The organism is Vibrio proteolyticus NBRC 13287, from assembly GCF_000467125.1.
In the GTDB taxonomy this organism is placed as follows: domain Bacteria; phylum Pseudomonadota; class Gammaproteobacteria; order Enterobacterales; family Vibrionaceae; genus Vibrio; species Vibrio proteolyticus.
Window position 1 is genome coordinate 49553 of the sequence record NZ_BATJ01000005.1, and the last position, 18184, is coordinate 67736.

Below are 18184 nucleotides of genomic sequence, written 5' to 3' on the forward strand. Positions count from 1 at the left end.
TCGCGGACGCCTTCTTAATGCTTACACTCAGAGCTTCTCTTCAAACACACCCAGCTCACGCCCAAGCCACGCGGCGCCTTCGGTATGATCTTTCAGGTCATTGCCCGTTACCGGGTGTATCAGCACGGACAGATCGCCACGCTGGGCATCCAGCCAGTCAGCAAATCCGTTATTGATATCCGCCACATGAATCTCAAACATTGGCATTTTGTGCGGGCCAACCAAACGTTCAACCAACGGGTAGATACGTTCGATTTTGTCCGCCTGTGTCTGACGAATTTTTTGATGCAACTCCTCAGCGGTAGCCACATTATTTAACGCAAAATAGACATGGAAGTGATACATGTTCGTTCCTCTTTCTTCTATGAGGCTTAGTTTACCTGCCTTCTCGCAATTAAACAGTCACACAGCCCGGACAACTCGTTCAAATTTTTAGAACTCACGTCGTTTGCACACTATTCATGCAAATTTTTTGTGTGCCCTCATAGTTATACCTTTAAACCAGATGCATAATAGGCGTACTTTTGAACAGGGTTGTCATCATAAGGAGATGATCATGAGTGATTCGCGCTCGCTGTCCTGGCAAACCGTTAGCCTTCACTGGCTGACAGCCATCGCTTTTCTGACCGTTTTTTCCATCGGCTTGTATATGTCTGAACTGCCCCGCGGGCCGGAAAAAGGAGAATGGGTCGCTCTGCACAAATCGCTGGGTGCCACCGTCTTGTTACTCGCGCTATTCAGACTGGGCTGGCGTATAAAAGAAGGCCGGATTAAACCGCTTTCAACTCTCCCGGCATGGCAAGAGAAACTGGCCCATTTGATCCACGTTGTTCTCATCTTAGTCACGCTGATGATGCCACTGTCCGGGATCATCATGAGTCGCGCCGGCGGACGCGCCATCGAAGTGTTCGGCTGGGAAGTTATCGCCGCCGGAGAAAAGCAGCCCTGGTTGCAAGAAGCGGGCAGCGCGGTGCATCACACCACAGTCAACATCATTGTCATTGCGCTGGTTTTGCACGTTGCCGGCGCACTCAAACATCATTACATCGATAAAGACGCCACCATGCGACGAATCGTCGGCAAGTGACCGTATTCATCTCGTTTTCTCATAAAAATAAAGCCCATCAGTGATGGGCTTTATTACGTTTAACTGAGCACGGTTCATCGACAACCAACGTTGCCTACCCCACTTGAGAATAGCGATTTTCGTCCTGATGCTGCTGGTTGTAGACAAAAAACTCGTCAATCCAGTGACAGATTAACGCCGAATCCTGTGTTTTATCGAGTTCCTCATAAGCACTGCGATAATGGCTGTCAGAAATGATCGACTTACGTTTTTCAACCAGTCTGGCCGTAAAATCGACACTGAATTCAGGATGGCCTTGCACTGTAAAGATATGATTGTCTTTGGCTAACATGAAATTCGGACAAAACTCATTGTGGGCAATCACCCGCATGCCAGACGGCAGGATGACCACCTGATCCTGATGACTGACTAAGAGCCGAACTGAGTCGATGGCAAGTTTCATCCAGCGCTTTTGTTCAATCACATTGACGGCGTAACTGCCAAGCCCCCAGCCTTTCTCCGATTTAACCACTTTTCCACCCAGCGCTCGGGCAATCAGTTGATGACCAAAACAGATGCCGACCAACGGTTTTCTGCGTGTTTCACAGCGGCGAATCCACTCAGCGAGATCGACGATCCAGGGATCGTCATCGTACGCGTTGTGCACACTGCCCGTCAGAATGAAGCCATCGCAATTGTCCAGCGCTGGCAAATCCCCTTTGATGGCATCGTAATTTTCGAATGAGAGCGACTGGTTCACCACCGACATCGAACGCTCAATCATATCCGCATACTGACCGTATCCGTCCGATAACGGCGGGTCCACATACCCGCACGTCAGAATTCCTATCTTCATTGGTCACCTACTTCATGGTTGGCATCACGAACTCGCTTTCTTTCTGCCCTTTTGGCCAACGTGCCGTGACGGTTTTCATACGAGTATAGAAGCGGACGCCATCATTGCCATGCACATTAAGTGGGCCAAACACGGAGCGCTTCCAGCCACCAAAGCTGTGGAATGCCATTGGAACCGGGATGGGCACATTGACGCCGACCATGCCGATCTCGACTTTCTCCGTAAAGTCGCGAGCAGTATCACCGTCACGCGTAAAGATCGCCGTACCGTTACCAAACTCATGTTCGTTAATAAGTTCAAGCGCATGCTGATAATCGCGTGCTCGCACCACAGAGAGTACCGGTCCAAAAATCTCTTCCTGATAAATCGTCATGTCCGGCGTGACGTGATCAAACAGCGTTCCGCCAACAAAATACCCCGGCGTCCCGGCGTTGATCTCACGCCCATCCACAACCAGAGAGGCCCCCTGTTCAAGCCCGGAGTCAATGTAGTCACGTACTTTGTTCATGTGTGGCTCACTGACCAGCGGCCCCATTTCGTTCTCCGGTGTCACGCCAAGCCCAGGTCCGACACGCAGCGCCTGCACTTTTTCCTTCAGTGCCGCAACGAGTCTGTCGGCAGTGTCTTCACCGACCGCCACTGCGACCGAAATCGCCATGCAGCGCTCTCCGGCTGCGCCGTATGCCGCGCCCATAATCGCGTTGGTGGCGCCTTCTAAATCCGCGTCCGGCATCACCACCAGATGGTTTTTCGCTCCACCCAGCGCCTGAACACGCTTACCATTCGCGCAGCCTTTGGTGTAAATTGCTTCCGCAATTGGTGTCGAACCGACAAAGCTCACCGCTGCCACATCCGGAGATTCAAGTAGCGCATCCACCACTTCTTTATCGCCTTGCAAGACATTAAATACCCCGTCTGGCAACCCGGCTTGCTTGAGCAGGTCCGCCAGCATCAGCGATGCACTCGGATCTTTTTCTGACGGTTTAAGAATAAAGCTGTTACCGCAAGCCAGCGAGATAGGAATCATCCACAGTGGCACCATCACCGGGAAGTTAAATGGTGTAATACCAACACACACGCCCACTGGCTGCATCATGGAGTAGCTGTCGATCTCACGTCCGACATTGAGCGAGTGCTCGCCTTTCAGCAGATGTGGAATACCACACGCAAACTCCACCACTTCCAGACCACGAGTCAGCTCACCCAAAGCATCACTGTGCACTTTGCCGTGCTCGGTCGAAATCAGAGTCGCCAGCTCATCCGCATGTTCTTCCAACAAGGCTTTGAAGCGGAACATCACGCGGGCGCGCTGCAAAGGCGACGTGGCCTGCCAGCCGATTTGTGCCTGTTTGGCGACCGCCACCGCTTCCAGCGCTTCTTCGGTGGTAGAAAGCTGTACCCGGCCTCGCAGTTCGCCGTTAGCCGGGTTAAACAGATCCGCGGCCCGCGCACTGCGGCTTTGAGTCAGTTGTCCGTTAATAAAATTAGATACCAGAATCGACATGACTTATTCCTTGTATTCGATATGTTGTAAAACGTCGGCGATAAGATTAAACAGCTCATCAATGTGCTGCTTTTCAATAATCAGTGGCGGCGAAAGAGCAATAATGTCGCCAGTCACGCGGATCAGCGCCCCTTTTTCGAAGCAGCGTGTAAACACCTGAAACGCGCGAGAGCCCGGTTTATCCGGAATGCTGTCCAGCTCAATGCCGGCAATCAGACCGTAGTTGCGCAGATCTTTCACATGAGGCAACCCTTTCAGGCTGTGCACGGCCTGCTCCCAGTAGTCACTCAGATCGGAGGCTCGGGTGTAAAGGTTTTCATTGCGATAGATGTCGAGTGTCGCCAGACCTGCGGCAGCGGCCACCGGATGACCCGAGTAGGTGTAACCGTGGAAGAGTTCAATCGCCTGGCTTTGCGGAGCAACCATCGCATCGTAGATCTCCTCACTGACGAACACCGCCCCCATCGGAATCGCGCCGTTGGTCAACCCTTTCGCCGTGGTGATGATGTCTGGTTTCACGTCAAATTCCTGCGCAGCAAACGGGCTGCCAACGCGACCAAACCCGGTGATCACTTCATCAAAGATCAGCAAAATGCCGTGCTGAGTACAAATGTCACGCAGCTTCTTCAGGTAGCCTTTCGGCGGCATGATGACCCCGGTTGAACCAGCGATCGGTTCGACAATCACCGCAGCAATGTTACTGGCATCATGCAGGTTCACGATATTCTGCAGGCTTTCAGCCCAGCCCGGATCATACTCTGGCAAACCTTTAGTAAAGGCGCTGTGTTCAATACTCAGCGTATGCGGCAGGTGATCGACACCAGTAAGCAACGAACCGAACGTTTTGCGGTTGTTGACGATACCACCAACGGAAATCCCCCCAAACCCAACACCGTGATAACCGCGCTCTCGGCCAATCAATCGAGTACGAGTTCCTTGCCCAATCGCACGCTGATACGCCAGTGCGATTTTCAGCGCGGTATCCACCGACTCTGACCCCGAGTTGGTAAAAAAGACTTTATTCAGCCCGGCCGGCGCGATCTCCGCCAGTTGTTCAGCAAACTGGAACGGCAACGGGTGCCCCATCTGGAAAGTCGGCGCAAAGTCGAGCTGATGAATTTGGGCAGACACCGCTTCGCTGATCTCGCGACGACCATGACCTGCGTTACAACACCACAAGCCTGCCGTACCATCGAGGATCTGACGATTGTCGTCTGAGGTGTAATACATTCCCTGTGCGGAGACCAGCATACGAGGGGTCGATTTGAACTGAGCATTGGCCGTAAACGGCATCCAAAATGACTCAAGACTCGATGAAGTATGAGAACCAGGCATCTTGCCACTCCTTAATCAGCTTACTGTAATGTTTTATTTACTAAACACCCATCTACGACTAAACGGCAAATTGTAAACGTGATGTTGCAATATATTTAACAAAAATGACTATATACGGAAAAAAATAGCTGTGCAATGATTAAATTATGAACAAAAACTGGTTTTTTGAGCAAATTTGAACCACATTTGTGTTTAGTTTAATAATCACCATTCACTTCATGAGGATGACGTTAATGAATGCGGATATCGGAAGCCGGTTCAGAGCACTCAGAGAACAAGCTGGTTTATCACAACGTGAACTGGCCAAGCGTGCCGGGGTCACCAACGGCTTTATTTCTCAGATAGAGAACAATGCGGTGAGCCCATCGGTTGCGTCACTCAGTAAACTGCTCAGCAAGATACCGTCGTCCATGGCGGAGTTTTTCTCGGTTGACGACCACCAGCCGGAGCAGTTTTACGCGCGTAAAAAAGAGCAACCAGAGATTGGGCGCGGTGCAATCAGCTACCGTCAGGTGGGCCATTACCATCAGGATCGCCATATCGGTATGTTGCGAGAAACGCTCAGCCCGGGCGCCGATACAGGTGAAGAAATGCTGTCGCACGAAGGCCAGGAGTGCGGCGTGATCGTAGAGGGCCAGCTGGAGCTGACCGTCGGTGATGAAGTCACCTTGCTCAATGTCGGTGACAGCTATTATTTTGACAGTAGCCGCCCTCACCGCTTTCGTAATATCGGTGAGGTGGATTGCGTTCTGATTAGCGCTAATTCACCGGCCAGCTTCTGATTTAAGGTGAAACACCGCTTCCACCCCAATTAACCCACAAAGGAAAGGAACAGGGACATAAAATGGACACTATGACATGGCATGACAAAGCGCAGACGCTGACCTTCTCTACACAGGCGTTTATCAATGGCACATTGAGCGACGCGACTTCCGGGGACACCTTTACCATCATTAACCCCGCGACCGGGCGAGCGCTGGCTGAGGTCGCTCGCTGTCAGCAGACCGATGTTGATCGTGCAGTTCAAGCCGCGCGTGACGCATTCGAATCACGTGTTTGGGCCGGTCTTCCGCCCGCTGAGCGCAAAACCATCATGCTCAAATACGCGCAGTTGATTGACGCGCATCACGACAAGTTTGTGCTGCTTGAGTCCTTGGACATGGGAAAACCCGTCTCGGACGCTTCTGGTTACGATGCCCCCGCAACGGCCCGTTGTATTCAATGGAACGCAGAAGCGATCGACAAAATGTACGATGAAGTCGCGCCTGTTACCGATGACGCTTTGGCGCTGGTCACCCGCGAGCCGCTCGGTGTAGTGGCAGCCATTGTACCGTGGAATTTCCCGACCGTGATGGCTGCATGGAAAATTGGCCCAGCGCTGGCTACCGGTAACTCGGTGATCATTAAGCCATCTGAAAAGTCACCGCTGACGGCCATTTTGCTTGCGGAGCTGGCCAGCCAGGCGGGTATTCCTGATGGAGTTTTGCAGGTGCTGCCTGGTTTTGGCCATGAAGCTGGTCAGGCGTTGGCGCTACATATGGACGTGGATTGCATTACCTTTACCGGCTCGACCGCGGTGGGTAAAAAGCTACTCAGCTTCGCCGGAGAATCAAACCTGAAACGAGCCTTTATGGAGTGTGGCGGGAAAAGCCCGCACATTATCCACCATGATGTAAAAGATATGGACAAAGCCGCAGCCACCGCCGCCGCCGCTATCTGTTACAACCAGGGGGAAGTGTGCACCGCCGGTTCACGCCTGTTGGTGCATTCTTCTATTAAAGAGACGTTTATTGCCAAAGTGATCGATGCCATGCAGCAGTGGCAACCGGGCGATCCACTCAATGACAGCACCCGGGTCGGCGCGATTGTCGATCAGGCGCAATATGAACGCGTATTGAGTTACATTGACGCTGGCAAACAGGACGGTGCAACCCTCGCCTACGGCGGCGACACTGTATTAACAGAAAGCGGCGGTTATTTTATCCGCCCGGCGCTGTTCACCAACGTGACACCACAAATGCGAATCTTCCGCGAAGAGATCTTCGGTCCGGTTCTCAGTGTCACCACGTTTGATTCGATTGATGAAGCCATCCAGCTCGCCAACGATACGGAATATGGCCTCGCAGCCGGGATCTGGACATCCGACATTTCAACCGCAGTAAAATGTTCACGTGCCCTACGCGCAGGCACTGTATTTGTGAACAACTGGGACGGCGGCGACATGACCATGCCATTTGGCGGCTACAAACAAAGCGGTAATGGTCGCGATAAATCTCTTCACGCACTGGAAAAGTACACCGAGATAAAATCCACCTGGATAGAACTCGACTAAACCAACGCGTGTAAAGAAGCCCCTGTGTGGTTGTATGATAACCAGACAGGGGCGTTGTCATATATCGATTAAACGGTTAAGGCTCACCAAGGAAACGTTATCAACAGATAGACGCTTACCATTGCAAGGTAAAAGTTCATAATCCAGCCGCTATAATCCTTTTACTTCCTGATGGTGCTCGCAGAAAAAATAAACGAATAATACGCACCATATGACTGCTCACTTTTATCTTTCGAAGCGCCGATAGATAACATTGTTCTAGGTGCTTTATTCCCCGCCAGTTTGAGCTTATTAAATGCCGCTATCACGTCAGTTTGAGCCGGCTTAGCTATCGAAGCGTATTTATGGCAATCCATGCAACTATCTTTACTCTGCACATAAGTTTCTAAGGTGGTATTGGCAACAATCCGTGTGCTGTCGCTTGGGGTAATATCTCCCGTTGTCAGTGGTGTTGTCGAACCTGCTTTTACACTAGTAGAATTGTTTGGCCATTGGACATCAATAAGACGATAGTAATTGAACACGGAATCGGCAGACAGTAAGCTCCATACATACGCATTCACGTCATTAGAGGTTGAAACAACAGGTGTGACCCTATTGACCTGAGCAGGGGCTGAGTAAGGAATACAGTTTGCTGGATTTCTTGGGGATTCAGTTTCGCATGGCGTTTGCGCCTTCATGTCTGGCGTCCAATTTGGCTTGCATTGATAGTATATATCTTGCTCAGGATCACAATCTGGATTGAAGAATGTATAAGATGATTGCGGTTTTCTATTTGGATTCGGCGGCAAATTAACCATGCCTGTACCTGCATCTGGCGCGTTATCAACTTGTTCAAACGTTGACCAAAGCATTTGAGAAGCCCCGGGTAAGTGCCGAATAATATGCAGCCCAACCAGACCTACGGTTACCGTGTTACTTTGTTGTACCGCAATATCATCCGCACCGGGTTCAACTAATACCGCTTGTGATGTTAAATAACGATAATTCAACGAACCATCTTCGGGTAATTTGATCCACGCAGCTTTGATCTCCATAGCCCCCACATTTCCCCCAAAGGTCCTAGTTTTTCCATCACAAGTAATGTCGTCCCCATAACCTGAAGGTAAACGCAGCCCCCCCAAGCCCTGGGCACATGCAAGCTGCCCTTGCGCCCACGTTAAATTTTTACCCGTGGGGTTAGCATTGTAAATATAATCCACCTCGTCAGGATTTAAACGAATGTCATAATAAACAAGATTACCTCGTTGATCCGTTAACCATTCTCCAGACGCTTGCCCAATCGCACTTAAATCAAGAGCACCTGTTTTTGATACTTGTTGCAAAACCAACGGGCGGTTTTTTGAGGATCTCGCCAAGGCATTGGTTGGTGAGTCAGTAAACACTTCCGATGACTGCAAAAAGCTTTCCCATACGGTTAGATCGCTTTTGGTGGGGTTACCAAAATCGCTAGCGGGTACTTTCGTATTTGGATAACCCGGGTTGTTGGGATCTGCCGCCCAATTTGCATAGATAAATTGCTGCCATGCCGTACAATTTGCATTGGTTTGCACCCTCGAAGAAAAACTGCTGGGCAATTGTGCAGTCAACGATACCGGGTTTGTACCAAAGCCTGTACAGGGGTTGGGCACCGTATCAGCTCTGGCCGTTTGCATAATACTGCTAAACATGGCAAGTGTAACGGCAAGCCAATAGAAAAAAGAGGCCCGTATTATGGGCCTAACATGTCGATTGCTCATTACGAAGTTCCTTATAGCACCTGAATCAGAGAAGCCAGAGTTTGTGGCTGTGCGCCAGAATAACTGACTTCAATCGCTCTCAGACCGGGTTCTGCATTTGGCTGCGTAACAATCTCTAGTGACAAAGAGGTGTAAGTGCCAGGTCCCGAGTTTCCTGGAACGGCATAGGTCACGGTGTTTTGGTCCAACACGTTGATTGTGATATTTGGATCACTTGCACCATTATCTGAGCCAGTAAGTACTTTAACCGTCGGATGAGCACCAGAAGGAAGTTTGTTCACTGTCAGTGCTATATTCGAAGTATTACCAAGCTTCACGACGGCTGGCACTATCACACTATTACTCGCCAGTGAAAGCTCTGATCCAGCAGGATTACTTTCGGTAACACGATAATATGCGTCCCATACATGCTGCTGCATGGCTTGCAACGGTGCGCCAGCGGCAGACGGACCGGTACAAGGTACTTGAGACGGTTTTTCGGTAGCACTCAGTGGCCTTGCAAACAGACCAATGTTAATTTGCTCGGATATTTGAGAGCCCCATTGAATGGGCTCGTTATTGATCTCGATGTCTTCCAGTGTCAGCGTGGGATCCATTGCCAACCAAGACGAAGGAATTTGGCAAATAGCGTGGAGAATAAGATTGCCTGGGAAAGGTGAGCCAGTAACGGGGTCTTGGACAGAAACGTTCCCTCTGACAACCTGCCAAACGTCGGAAGCTTTCGCATCAACTGGTACATTGATGCCTTTCTGTATTCTGTTTGAGAATGTCCATGAGTCTAAACTTTCGGGTTGTTGAATATACAAGCCAAAAGGGTTAGCCAAGTTCACTTTGAAGTACTGATCAAGCATGAACTGTCCGCCCACGATTTGGTTTACTGTTTGACCAATATGTGGGTCGCTATGGCGATACGCTTGGCCAAATTGCCCACAACAAAGAAGCGCTTGTTGGTTGCTATTACCACTCTCATATTGTGGTGTCGAAAATCCAGCCAGGCCAATTTCCGTTTGTAGCGTGTTTGGTGTGCTAGTTAAATGCATAACCCCACCATTCATATTCGTGCTTTGGCGGTTCGAAATAGGGCTGTTATTCCATATATTCAGTGGGTTATAAACAGGGTGACCACTTACGGGATCTATTACCGGATGGTTATTTTCATCTTTAAGCGTTAAATCATCAACGGTCACAGTAATGCAACTGCTGGACGGCGCATCAAAGTTGAGGGTTTCTTGATAGATACTCGCCACCGATTCTGGGCTCACAGACCAAAGCGCATGCCAGTATTCTGGGTTTTCACACGCAAAATCGACACGGGTGATTTTGCCTTCATCATTCTTTTGTACAGCCCATTCGCAGTATTCGTCTTGCCAGCCACGAGGGCCATAAGGCAGAAATGGATTTAAAGCGCCTTGCCAGTCCGCTTCGGGGCAAAAGATCTTAGGTATATCTTGTATAGCCTGTGATTGACCATCTTTGCTGTAACAGCCAGTGTCACCCAACTCACGTAATTGAGTTAAAGACAGTTTATATGGGTTTGGTGGTTCTACTGGGTTTGATGCCGAGAAGTATTGTTGCAAACGCCCTGGAAATGCATTCCAAGTTACCGGTGCAGATTGTGAGTTGCTGGGAATAGGCGTGGTCGCGGGGTTGTAAAAGTATGCGTCATCGCTTGGGGTTGCTTGCTCGACAAACGCGTATAGGTACGTATTCCAGATTGTATTAAGCCGAGCTTGTAGATCAGGCCTATCACTTAAGTCTTGGACAAAAGAAGGTGTGCTAAAAGTAAAACCAATCGAGCTTTCATTTGCGCTGTATGATTTAGTGTCAGTCATCGTAAATTTCCTTATAGGTGAGTCGCACTACGCGGTATTTCCAGCGTTACGGACAACACAGCGGCAAGCTGAAAATGGCAAAAACCAATATGAACATCATTTCATATAATGTAGTGGTCGAATTACGATTTGACTATTAATTTGGGTGATATTTCAGTATGCATTTGCTAAGTCGCACCTATGCGTTTCTTTTTGTTTATATAAATTACGCAACCATATCCTTGGTATGGCCCAATATGTCTCAATTTCGGCGAAAAACAGCGGATATAAGACGGTGCAACCCTCGCCTACGGTGGCGGCGCGGTATTAACAGAAATCGGCAGTTACAAGCAAAGCAGCTACGGTCGCGATAAACCTCTTGATGCACTGGAAAAATACACCGAAATCAAATCCACCTGGATAGAGTTTGACTAAACTAAGGCGTACAAAAAACTGTATGCTTGTCGCAGCACAATTGTACGGGAGGGCTAACTCGCATTTGGACAAAAATCGTTTAGTGGTATTTCTAAATTAGCAATTAATGAATTATTTTGTATAAGGTAAACATAGCAAGTTGATACGCCTTCTAGCAGTGCGCACTTTGCGTCATTATGTATAATCCTTGGTGGCATATGACATATCGCAATAATACTCCTTTTCGGAGTATTGACAGTGAAGTATCACTAGATGACCAAGAATTACATTTTTCGTGAATTTGAGTGCGGCTTGGCACGCGAGCAGACAGCAGAACTTTGTTTTAAAAGTGTGAGAACAGTCACTGAGTGGGATAGGGGCAAACCAATACCTCCTGAATGCAAACGTCTCATGTGAATGTTTAATGGGAAAGAGTTATCATATCTGCCTATGTGGGAAGGCTTCAGAGTATCGAATGGGAAGCTTCAAGTGCCTAATGGTAAATTTATTAGTCCGCAGGAAATAATTACAGGCATAGCGTTCTTGGAAATTGGGGCAGATTTAGAAAATAAGATAAAATGTGAAGTATTGAAATATGCTAGATTGATTTCTAAATTAAAACCATAAATAAAAGGGCTCGTTGAGCCCTTTGATACCATTCAACTTGCTCTAATATGCTTTCCCTTTCTGGGAGAATTTTGTTGTATGAAAAGTTTTACTTTATTGAAGCTTTCATTTGCAGATGTACAAATTTCATTGAAGTCAAAATAGATAGGGCTTATAGACATTGAGTTCCATACTTGAATCAAATAACGTTTAAACTCCAAGGCTCGCTTGTATCGGCTATCTATTGCTAAGGATTCAACATTATATGCAACTCTTTCGCGAGTTTCCTTATAAAATATAGGAGTATCAAAGACCATTGCGTCCAAGTATGCGAATTCACCTAACCATCGACTAATGTGATATACACCGATTGTTGTTACGCGGAAACTTTGTGGCATGTCACCAAACAAAATATTTCCTTCATCTTCTTCGAAGGTCACTCTCAATGATGTCTCGATTAATTTTTTATTGGTTGCTCGCCTAAGGGCGTTTTCTATTTGCTCTACAGAATAACCGTTGTCTTGCATCTCATTTATTAAGGTTGTTGTCTGACAAAATCCATCTTTATTAAGGTGTGACCCATTATGGTTCAAATATGAAATTATCAAAGGGACTAGAAAATGTTCATTTTGGTCTGGAACCGAAACGTCTAGTACATTCATTGATAAAGATGTCTCTGGACTAAAATGCGAGTAATCACCAAGAAGAGCCTGCTTAGTGAATTCATGAAGGGGTATACGATAGCTACCTTCACTTTCTTGTAAATCAATAATTTTTGCCGCTTCTACATTCGGTGAACCAATAAAACTTGTAACAAATTCGATTACAGAGCGTATATTACCACCAGTAATGTTGGTCAGAAATTCATTTATATCTTTGTTGCTATGTAAGGAATTTACTAAAACATCTAAGAATACTGCCAAGTTCTCAGATCTCACGTTACCATAATCAACATTAACTTCTTGGCCTCTGGCTAACCGAGATGCATACCTTAAGCGTTTGGATACAACATCTTCTACTTTAGGTGGGAGTATCGTAAAAATCTTATGAGGGTAAGCGTTTAAAGCTCCCGCACGTTTAGATTTGTAAAAAGTTTGAGGTCTTACAGACAGGAAAACTGTGGCTTTCCATTCTTTTGCAAGTTCTTGAGCGATAATAAAAGCCTGCTGTTGAATATCAAATTCACGCTGATCGGCATTATCGATACAAATAATTACTTGCTTGTTGTGTTTCTTGGCTATTCTTTCTATTGATTCTTTTATGTGGTTTCTCTTGTTACTTTGCAATTCATCAAGCTTTTCGTCCAACTTGTCATTATACTTATCAACATTTGAGTCCTTATATTTCCCCCAAATACCCTCGTCGAATATGGCTATGTTTGATTTATATATATCTTTAATGAAGTCAATGTTGTAAATGTTTATTCCGTACTCATCTAAAAGTTGTTTGTTTATTTGGTCGAGAACCAAATTGTTAATGTCCGTATCAAGTGTTGCGTTGGAACCCAAATCTATATACACATAAATGATCTTTTAAATTCATTATAGGCGCTATTGTGGTATAGGTTTTTAATAAATGATGTTTTACCAACACCTACATCGCCTATTAAAACTATAGGACGTCTTGATAATGCCTCCGCTAGAATTTCAGGCGTAAAATTACTACCTTTCTTCGACGATACAGGCGTTGTAGACGGTTGTTGCTCGGTGTTAGAAAAGATTGATGAATAGCGAGCTTCTAATATATTTTTACTAAGTAAGGAATATCGATTAAGTACGCCACTTTCACAATAGCATTTTTTATAGAAGTCCTTTTCCAATTCTGGATTGTCTACAACATCTTGGATAAATAGCTCTGATAGTTGTCGCAAATTTATCTGTATATCACTTGGATATCTTATTTTAGGATAGTCTATAAGTTTCGTAGATAATTTTGATGGTAGAGACGTGTCACCAATGGTAAGTTTTCGTATAAGGCGCTTGTCATCTACGCCATGTCTAGACAGGCAGTTCCACGCTTCATTGAAATTGTCATACATGTGCAATAGAGAAGTGAATATCAATGCGCTTCCTTCATCTACATTTATACCATCGATGCGAGTGCCTAAAAATGCGACATACTGATGGCCATTCGTAACCACGGCGATAGGAACGCCGCGTCTAGCACAATAGTTTGCAGCTTGTTCCATCGCAGATTTTAAATTCGGGCTTGCTTGATATAGGGTTTGAATAGGAAGAGTGGAGTTTGATGAAATGCCAGCGGGTATTTCAAATCCGATACCTTCTCTTTTTGCTTCAACAATGACCCGACGTGGGTGGCCAAGTTCATAATCAGTGAAACCGTTACTGGACTTATGATGCTCAACTTCTATGAAATCTTCCCAATCAAGACATTCTTTCAAAACCGTATCAATGATATGGAATCTTGTCTGGGCTTCGTTCATATTTGATTCTGATTCGTTGGCTATGAGTTCGCCCAATCGTCTCTTTGCATCGTGTAGTGATAACATAGTATTACCTGCTAGCCATTGTTTTACTTACATAAGTAAAACATCATATACCCCTAGGCTCATAGGGGTTAGCTGAATTTTTGAGCAATCTCAAAAATTCAGAGGTGTATCACCAGCGCAGACAAGAATCGTACATGTTTTAAACGCCTAATCACGGGGGTCACACAGCGAGCAGCATTAGAAAAATGGATAACTTTTAATAGGGCAAAAGTGCATGAACAGTATTTGAATGAGTAAAAGATCTAACGCATAAAGGGGCAAAACCGAGTTATCAACTTAAACTTACCAACCTATCATTTCATCCCACATCACTACGCAATATAGGACATCAAAATCAAAGACAAAGCGCGAGTATCGATTATTTACATATCGTGAATAATGTTCGAAACACAGCGACGCGACGCCGCCATGTATGAAAGCAAGGGTTAAAATGTGGGAGGAGTGGAAGCGCTGATCAGCTCGCATTCGAGGCGACTTTTGTTACGGAAACGGTGCGGCTTACGGGTTTCGAAGTAGTATGAATCACCAGCTTTCAGCACCCGGGTTTGGTTGCCAACCGTGATTTCGATTTCGCCGCGTAAGATAACACCGCCCTCTTCGCCGTCGTGCTGCATAAAATCGGTTCCGGTATCGGCGCCTGGCGGATAAATCTCACGCATGATGGCGAGTTGCCGCCCTTCCCTTTTGGCGCCCACCAGCCACAGTTGGAGGCTGCCATCACCGAGGTCGGTCAATTGTTCCGGGGAGAAGAAGATTTCATCGTGCTGCGTTTCGACATCCAGCGTGAAGAACTCGCCCATGGAGATCGGAATCGCATCGAGTATTTTTTTCAATGAACCCACCGATGGGTTAACCTGATTTTGTTCGATCTGAGAGATCATGGAGTTGGTCACTCCGCTGCGTTTAGCCAGCTCCCGCTGTGATAAGCCACGCATGGTACGTATTGTTTTCAGCTGTTTTCCCACATCCATGTCTCTATCCATGCTGCTACCTTCTCGTTGTTATTCGCGCCCCAGATGCCGGGCAAAAGGGGCGCGTATTGTTATTGTATGTCGATGACTGGCCTTGCCCGTAAGCTATTGAAGACCCATCTTTATCTCCTGCAAGCGGCGTTTCTCGGCTTTTGCCATCACCCACCAGGCTATAAACGTAGCACAGGATACCGCCAGAATGATCAGCGTCGCCAATGCGTTGATTTTCGGGCTCACCCCCAAACGCACACTAGAGAATACCACCATCGGCAAGGTCGTCGCGCTCGGACCGGACACAAAACTTGCGATCACCAGATCATCCAGTGACAGTGTAAACGCCAGCAACCAGCCCGCCACGATCGCCGGAGCAATGCTGGGTAGTGTGATTTGGAAAAACACTTTCCAGGGCGGTGCGCCCAGATCCATGGCCGCTTCTTCAATTGAGCGATCAACCTCTTGCAAACGCGAACTGACCACCACCGTGACGTACGCGGTACAGAAGGTCACATGCGCAATCCAGATGGTCATCATCCCGCGGTGGCTGAACAGGTCAAACACTTGCCCGAGTGCGATAAACAACAGCAACAGCGATAACCCGGTAATGACTTCCGGCATGACCAATGGTGCGGTGATCATAAACGCAAAGCCAGTTTCACCGCGGAACTTGCCAAAGCGGTTTAACACAAACGCGGCGATGGTACCGAGCACCACCGCAGCGCTCGCCGACAAAAAACCAATCAGCAGGCTCAGTTTTACCCCGCCCATCAACAAGTCATCTTGCAGCAGTTCGAAGTACCATTTTACCGAAAACCCAGACCAGACCGTCACCAGGCGGTTTTCATTGAACGAGTAGATAATCAGGATCAGGATCGGTAGATACAGAAAGGTCAGACCGGCTCCGAGAATCACCCATTTCCATCGGGTGTTGTAAACGGGAATACTGTTCATCCTTGTGCCTCCAGCTCACGTTTCTGATAGCGATGGAACCACAGGATCGGCACCATCAGGATAAGCAACATCACCGTTGCCACGGCCGAAGCGACTGGCCAGTCTCGGTTGTTGAAAAACTCCTGCCACAAGACTTTACCGATCAGAATCGAATCCGGACCGCCGAGCAATTCAGGAATCACAAACTCACCCACCGCTGGTATGAACACCAGCATGGAGCCGGCGATGATACCCGCACGGGTCAGCGGCACCAGAATACTGAACAGCGTGGTAAACGGCTTAGCGCCTAAGTCGCTGGCCGCTTCAATCAATGAGTAATCCACTCGCATCAAAGCGGTATACAGAGGCAATACCATAAACGGCAGATAGGTGTACACAATTCCAATGTACACCGCCCAGTCGGTGTGCAAGATGCGCAGTGGCTCATCGAGAATACCGAAAGTCATCAACATGTTATTAAGCAGACCATTGTTTTTCAGTATCCCGATCCAGGCGTAGACGCGGATCAAAAAACTGGTCCAGGACGGCAATATGATCAGCATCAGCAGAACATTACGTGTCGATGGTTTGGAATGCACGATGGCCCAGGCGAGCGGAAAACCGATCAGCAGACACAGTAACGTTGACACCAGAGCAATCCGGATGGAGTGCAGGTATGAGGAAATGTACAGATCATCTTCAAACAGATACTGATAGTTACCAATATTGAGTAGCAGGCGAATTTGTTGTTCTGCGTAAGTGACCAGCTCTGAATAGGGTGGAATGGAGATCTGCGCCTCCGCAAAACTGATCTTAAGTACAATCAGAAACGGCAGCATAAAGAACAACATCAACCAGCCATACGGCACGGCCAGAAGCAGGCATTTTGGCGTGGGAATAATACGCCAAATTTTGAGTTTGGCTGGTTTCTTCATATCTTCAGTACCACGCAACTTTCCATGTCCCAACACAGATTGACTTTCTGCTCCCAGGTTGGCATGCCTTTACGCAGCCGCGACGTATTCTGTAACGTGGCGGTCACCAGCTTGCCCGACGCCAGACGCACATGATAAATGGACTGATTGCCCATATAAGCGATGTCTTCCACCACCCCACTGCAACTGTTGGCGCCGTGATGAATGTTGTCGCACAGCGTCATTTTTTCCGGGCGAACCGCAATCATCACCGGAATACCCGGCGCACCGGAAATGCCATGATTCACAAAGATAGGCTGAGGCAGATCCGGGCTGCGTACAGAAGATTGGTCGTTCTGGTTGGTCTCCAGCGTTCCTTCAAAGATATTCACTTTGCCGATGAAGCTGGCGGCAAACTTCGAGTTCGGGTGCTCGTACACGTCGGTTGGCGAGCCAATCTGGACAAACTGCCCTTTGTTCATGATCGCAATACGACTAGCCATGGTCATCGCTTCTTCCTGATCGTGCGTTACCATCACGCAGGTCACCCCGACCCGTTCAAGAATATCGACTACTTCAAGCTGCATCTTCTCACGCAGGTTTTTATCCAGCGCCCCCATAGGTTCATCCAAGAGCAGCAATTTGGGCTTTTTCGCCAAGCTGCGCGCCAGTGCGACCCGTTGACGCTGACCACCCGACAACTGATGAGGCTTACGTTTGGCGTAATCCGCCATATGGACCAGATCGAGCATCTGCTTGACCGTCGCTTCGATCTCTTTGGCGGGTAAGCCGTCTTGCTTGAGGCCGAACGCGATGTTGCCGGCAACCGTCATATGCGGGAATAGCGCGTACGACTGGAACATCATGTTCACCGGACGGCGATAAGGGGGAATATCGGCCAAGTCTTCACCATCGAGAATGATCTGTCCGGCGGTGGGTTGTTCAAAACCGGCTAACATGCGCAATAAAGTGGATTTACCACACCCTGATGCGCCCAGCAGCGCGAAAATTTCGCCCTGATTAATGGTCAGGTCCACGGCGTCAACAGCAAGGTGGCCATCAAAATCTTTGGTCAGCCCGCGTATCTCCAGCAGCGGTTTCGGCGTCTTTGGCTCAGAATAATTATGAGAAAGGTCGGTATCGATTGACATCACTGTCATGCTGATCTCCAAAACAAAAACGGCGACCAATAACAGGTCG

General features: G+C 47.8%; 15 protein-coding genes. 3 read left to right on the top strand and 12 right to left on the bottom strand.

Annotation, left to right across the window (positions count from 1 at the left end):
- Nucleotides 1–27 precede the first annotated feature (27 nt).
- Nucleotides 28–345 carry a DOPA 4,5-dioxygenase family protein gene (locus VPR01S_RS07625; protein ID WP_021704729.1) on the bottom strand — a complete coding sequence of 106 codons (318 nt, stop codon included), beginning with the start codon at nt 343–345 and terminating at the stop codon, nt 28–30.
- A 211-nt stretch (nt 346–556) separates the two neighbouring features.
- Here VPR01S_RS07625 and VPR01S_RS07630 point away from each other — a divergent pair, with 211 nt between their 5' ends.
- Nucleotides 557–1087, top strand: a complete 531-nt coding sequence (locus VPR01S_RS07630; RefSeq protein ID WP_021704730.1) for a cytochrome b — start codon at nt 557–559, stop codon at nt 1085–1087.
- 94 nt (nt 1088–1181) lie between these two features.
- Here VPR01S_RS07630 and VPR01S_RS07635 read toward each other — a convergent pair whose 3' ends face one another.
- Genes VPR01S_RS07635 through aptA form a run of 3 tightly spaced genes read right to left on the bottom strand, consistent with a single transcriptional unit; the run spans nt 1182 to nt 4761 of the window.
- Nucleotides 1182–1922: a glutamine amidotransferase-related protein gene (locus VPR01S_RS07635; RefSeq protein ID WP_021704731.1), complete on the bottom strand. Its 741-nt coding sequence runs from the start codon at nt 1920–1922 to the stop codon at nt 1182–1184.
- Between the two features lie 7 nt (nt 1923–1929).
- Nucleotides 1930–3426, bottom strand: coding sequence for a CoA-acylating methylmalonate-semialdehyde dehydrogenase (locus tag VPR01S_RS07640; protein WP_021704732.1), 1497 nt, complete (start codon nt 3424–3426; stop codon nt 1930–1932).
- A gap of 3 nt (nt 3427–3429) precedes the next feature.
- Nucleotides 3430–4761: an omega-aminotransferase AptA gene (gene aptA, locus VPR01S_RS07645; RefSeq protein ID WP_021704733.1), complete on the bottom strand. Its 1332-nt coding sequence runs from the start codon at nt 4759–4761 to the stop codon at nt 3430–3432.
- A 233-nt stretch (nt 4762–4994) separates the two neighbouring features.
- Here aptA and VPR01S_RS07650 point away from each other — a divergent pair, with 233 nt between their 5' ends.
- Entirely contained in the window at nt 4995–5543 is a 549-nt protein-coding gene (locus VPR01S_RS07650) for a cupin domain-containing protein (RefSeq protein ID WP_021704734.1), read from the top strand.
- 62 nt (nt 5544–5605) lie between these two features.
- The gene (locus VPR01S_RS07655) at nt 5606–7093 is read left to right on the top strand and encodes an aldehyde dehydrogenase (RefSeq protein ID WP_021704735.1); all 1488 of its coding nucleotides are present in this window, start codon (nt 5606–5608) and stop codon (nt 7091–7093) included.
- A 161-nt stretch (nt 7094–7254) separates the two neighbouring features.
- Here the strand turns inward: VPR01S_RS07655 and VPR01S_RS07660 are convergent, their stop codons facing one another.
- The 8 genes from VPR01S_RS07660 to potG all read right to left on the bottom strand — a co-directional run bounded on the left by VPR01S_RS07660 (nt 7255) and on the right by potG (nt 18144).
- Nucleotides 7255–8832 (bottom strand): hypothetical protein, encoded by a 1578-nt coding sequence (locus VPR01S_RS07660; RefSeq protein WP_021704736.1) that lies wholly within the window; start codon nt 8830–8832, stop codon nt 7255–7257.
- 11 nt (nt 8833–8843) lie between these two features.
- Nucleotides 8844–10664, bottom strand: coding sequence for a DUF8225 domain-containing protein (locus tag VPR01S_RS07665; RefSeq protein ID WP_021704737.1), 1821 nt, complete (start codon nt 10662–10664; stop codon nt 8844–8846).
- 1052 nt (nt 10665–11716) lie between these two features.
- The gene (locus VPR01S_RS23020) at nt 11717–13183 is read right to left on the bottom strand and encodes a hypothetical protein (protein WP_021704739.1); all 1467 of its coding nucleotides are present in this window, start codon (nt 13181–13183) and stop codon (nt 11717–11719) included.
- A complete protein-coding gene (locus tag VPR01S_RS23025; RefSeq protein ID WP_245580780.1) occupies nt 13174–14172 on the bottom strand; it encodes a hypothetical protein in 999 nt (332 codons plus the stop codon). The genes VPR01S_RS23020 and VPR01S_RS23025 overlap by 10 nt, the downstream gene beginning before the upstream one ends.
- A 425-nt stretch (nt 14173–14597) precedes the next feature.
- Nucleotides 14598–15143: a cupin domain-containing protein gene (locus VPR01S_RS07680; protein WP_040902420.1), complete on the bottom strand. Its 546-nt coding sequence runs from the start codon at nt 15141–15143 to the stop codon at nt 14598–14600.
- A 105-nt stretch (nt 15144–15248) separates the two neighbouring features.
- Nucleotides 15249–16091 (bottom strand): ABC transporter permease subunit, encoded by an 843-nt coding sequence (locus VPR01S_RS07685; RefSeq protein WP_021704742.1) that lies wholly within the window; start codon nt 16089–16091, stop codon nt 15249–15251.
- The gene (gene potH, locus VPR01S_RS07690; RefSeq protein WP_040902426.1) at nt 16088–17005 is read right to left on the bottom strand and encodes a putrescine ABC transporter permease PotH; all 918 of its coding nucleotides are present in this window, start codon (nt 17003–17005) and stop codon (nt 16088–16090) included. The genes VPR01S_RS07685 and potH overlap by 4 nt, the downstream gene beginning before the upstream one ends.
- On the bottom strand, nt 17002–18144 hold the full coding sequence (potG, locus tag VPR01S_RS07695; protein ID WP_021704744.1) for a putrescine ABC transporter ATP-binding subunit PotG: 1143 nt from the start codon (nt 18142–18144) through the stop codon (nt 17002–17004). The genes potH and potG overlap by 4 nt, the downstream gene beginning before the upstream one ends.
- Nucleotides 18145–18184 lie beyond the last annotated feature (40 nt).

Bases quoted from the DNA above. Each gene is read 5' to 3' on its own strand.
- VPR01S_RS07625 (WP_021704729.1), bottom strand. From the start codon at position 345: ATGTATCACTTCCATGTCTATTTTGCGTTAAATAATGTGGCTACCGCT.
- VPR01S_RS07630 (WP_021704730.1), top strand. From the start codon at position 557: ATGAGTGATTCGCGCTCGCTGTCCTGGCAAACCGTTAGCCTTCACTGG.
- VPR01S_RS07635 (WP_021704731.1), bottom strand. From the start codon at position 1,922: ATGAAGATAGGAATTCTGACGTGCGGGTATGTGGACCCGCCGTTATCG.
- VPR01S_RS07640 (WP_021704732.1), bottom strand. From the start codon at position 3,426: ATGTCGATTCTGGTATCTAATTTTATTAACGGACAACTGACTCAAAGC.
- aptA (WP_021704733.1), bottom strand. From the start codon at position 4,761: ATGCCTGGTTCTCATACTTCATCGAGTCTTGAGTCATTTTGGATGCCG.
- VPR01S_RS07650 (WP_021704734.1), top strand. From the start codon at position 4,995: ATGAATGCGGATATCGGAAGCCGGTTCAGAGCACTCAGAGAACAAGCT.
- VPR01S_RS07655 (WP_021704735.1), top strand. From the start codon at position 5,606: ATGGACACTATGACATGGCATGACAAAGCGCAGACGCTGACCTTCTCT.
- VPR01S_RS07660 (WP_021704736.1), bottom strand. From the start codon at position 8,832: ATGAGCAATCGACATGTTAGGCCCATAATACGGGCCTCTTTTTTCTAT.
- VPR01S_RS07665 (WP_021704737.1), bottom strand. From the start codon at position 10,664: ATGACTGACACTAAATCATACAGCGCAAATGAAAGCTCGATTGGTTTT.
- VPR01S_RS23025 (WP_245580780.1), bottom strand. From the start codon at position 14,172: ATGTTATCACTACACGATGCAAAGAGACGATTGGGCGAACTCATAGCC.
- VPR01S_RS07680 (WP_040902420.1), bottom strand. From the start codon at position 15,143: ATGGATGTGGGAAAACAGCTGAAAACAATACGTACCATGCGTGGCTTA.
- VPR01S_RS07685 (WP_021704742.1), bottom strand. From the start codon at position 16,091: ATGAACAGTATTCCCGTTTACAACACCCGATGGAAATGGGTGATTCTC.
- potH (WP_040902426.1), bottom strand. From the start codon at position 17,005: ATGAAGAAACCAGCCAAACTCAAAATTTGGCGTATTATTCCCACGCCA.
- potG (WP_021704744.1), bottom strand. From the start codon at position 18,144: ATGACAGTGATGTCAATCGATACCGACCTTTCTCATAATTATTCTGAG.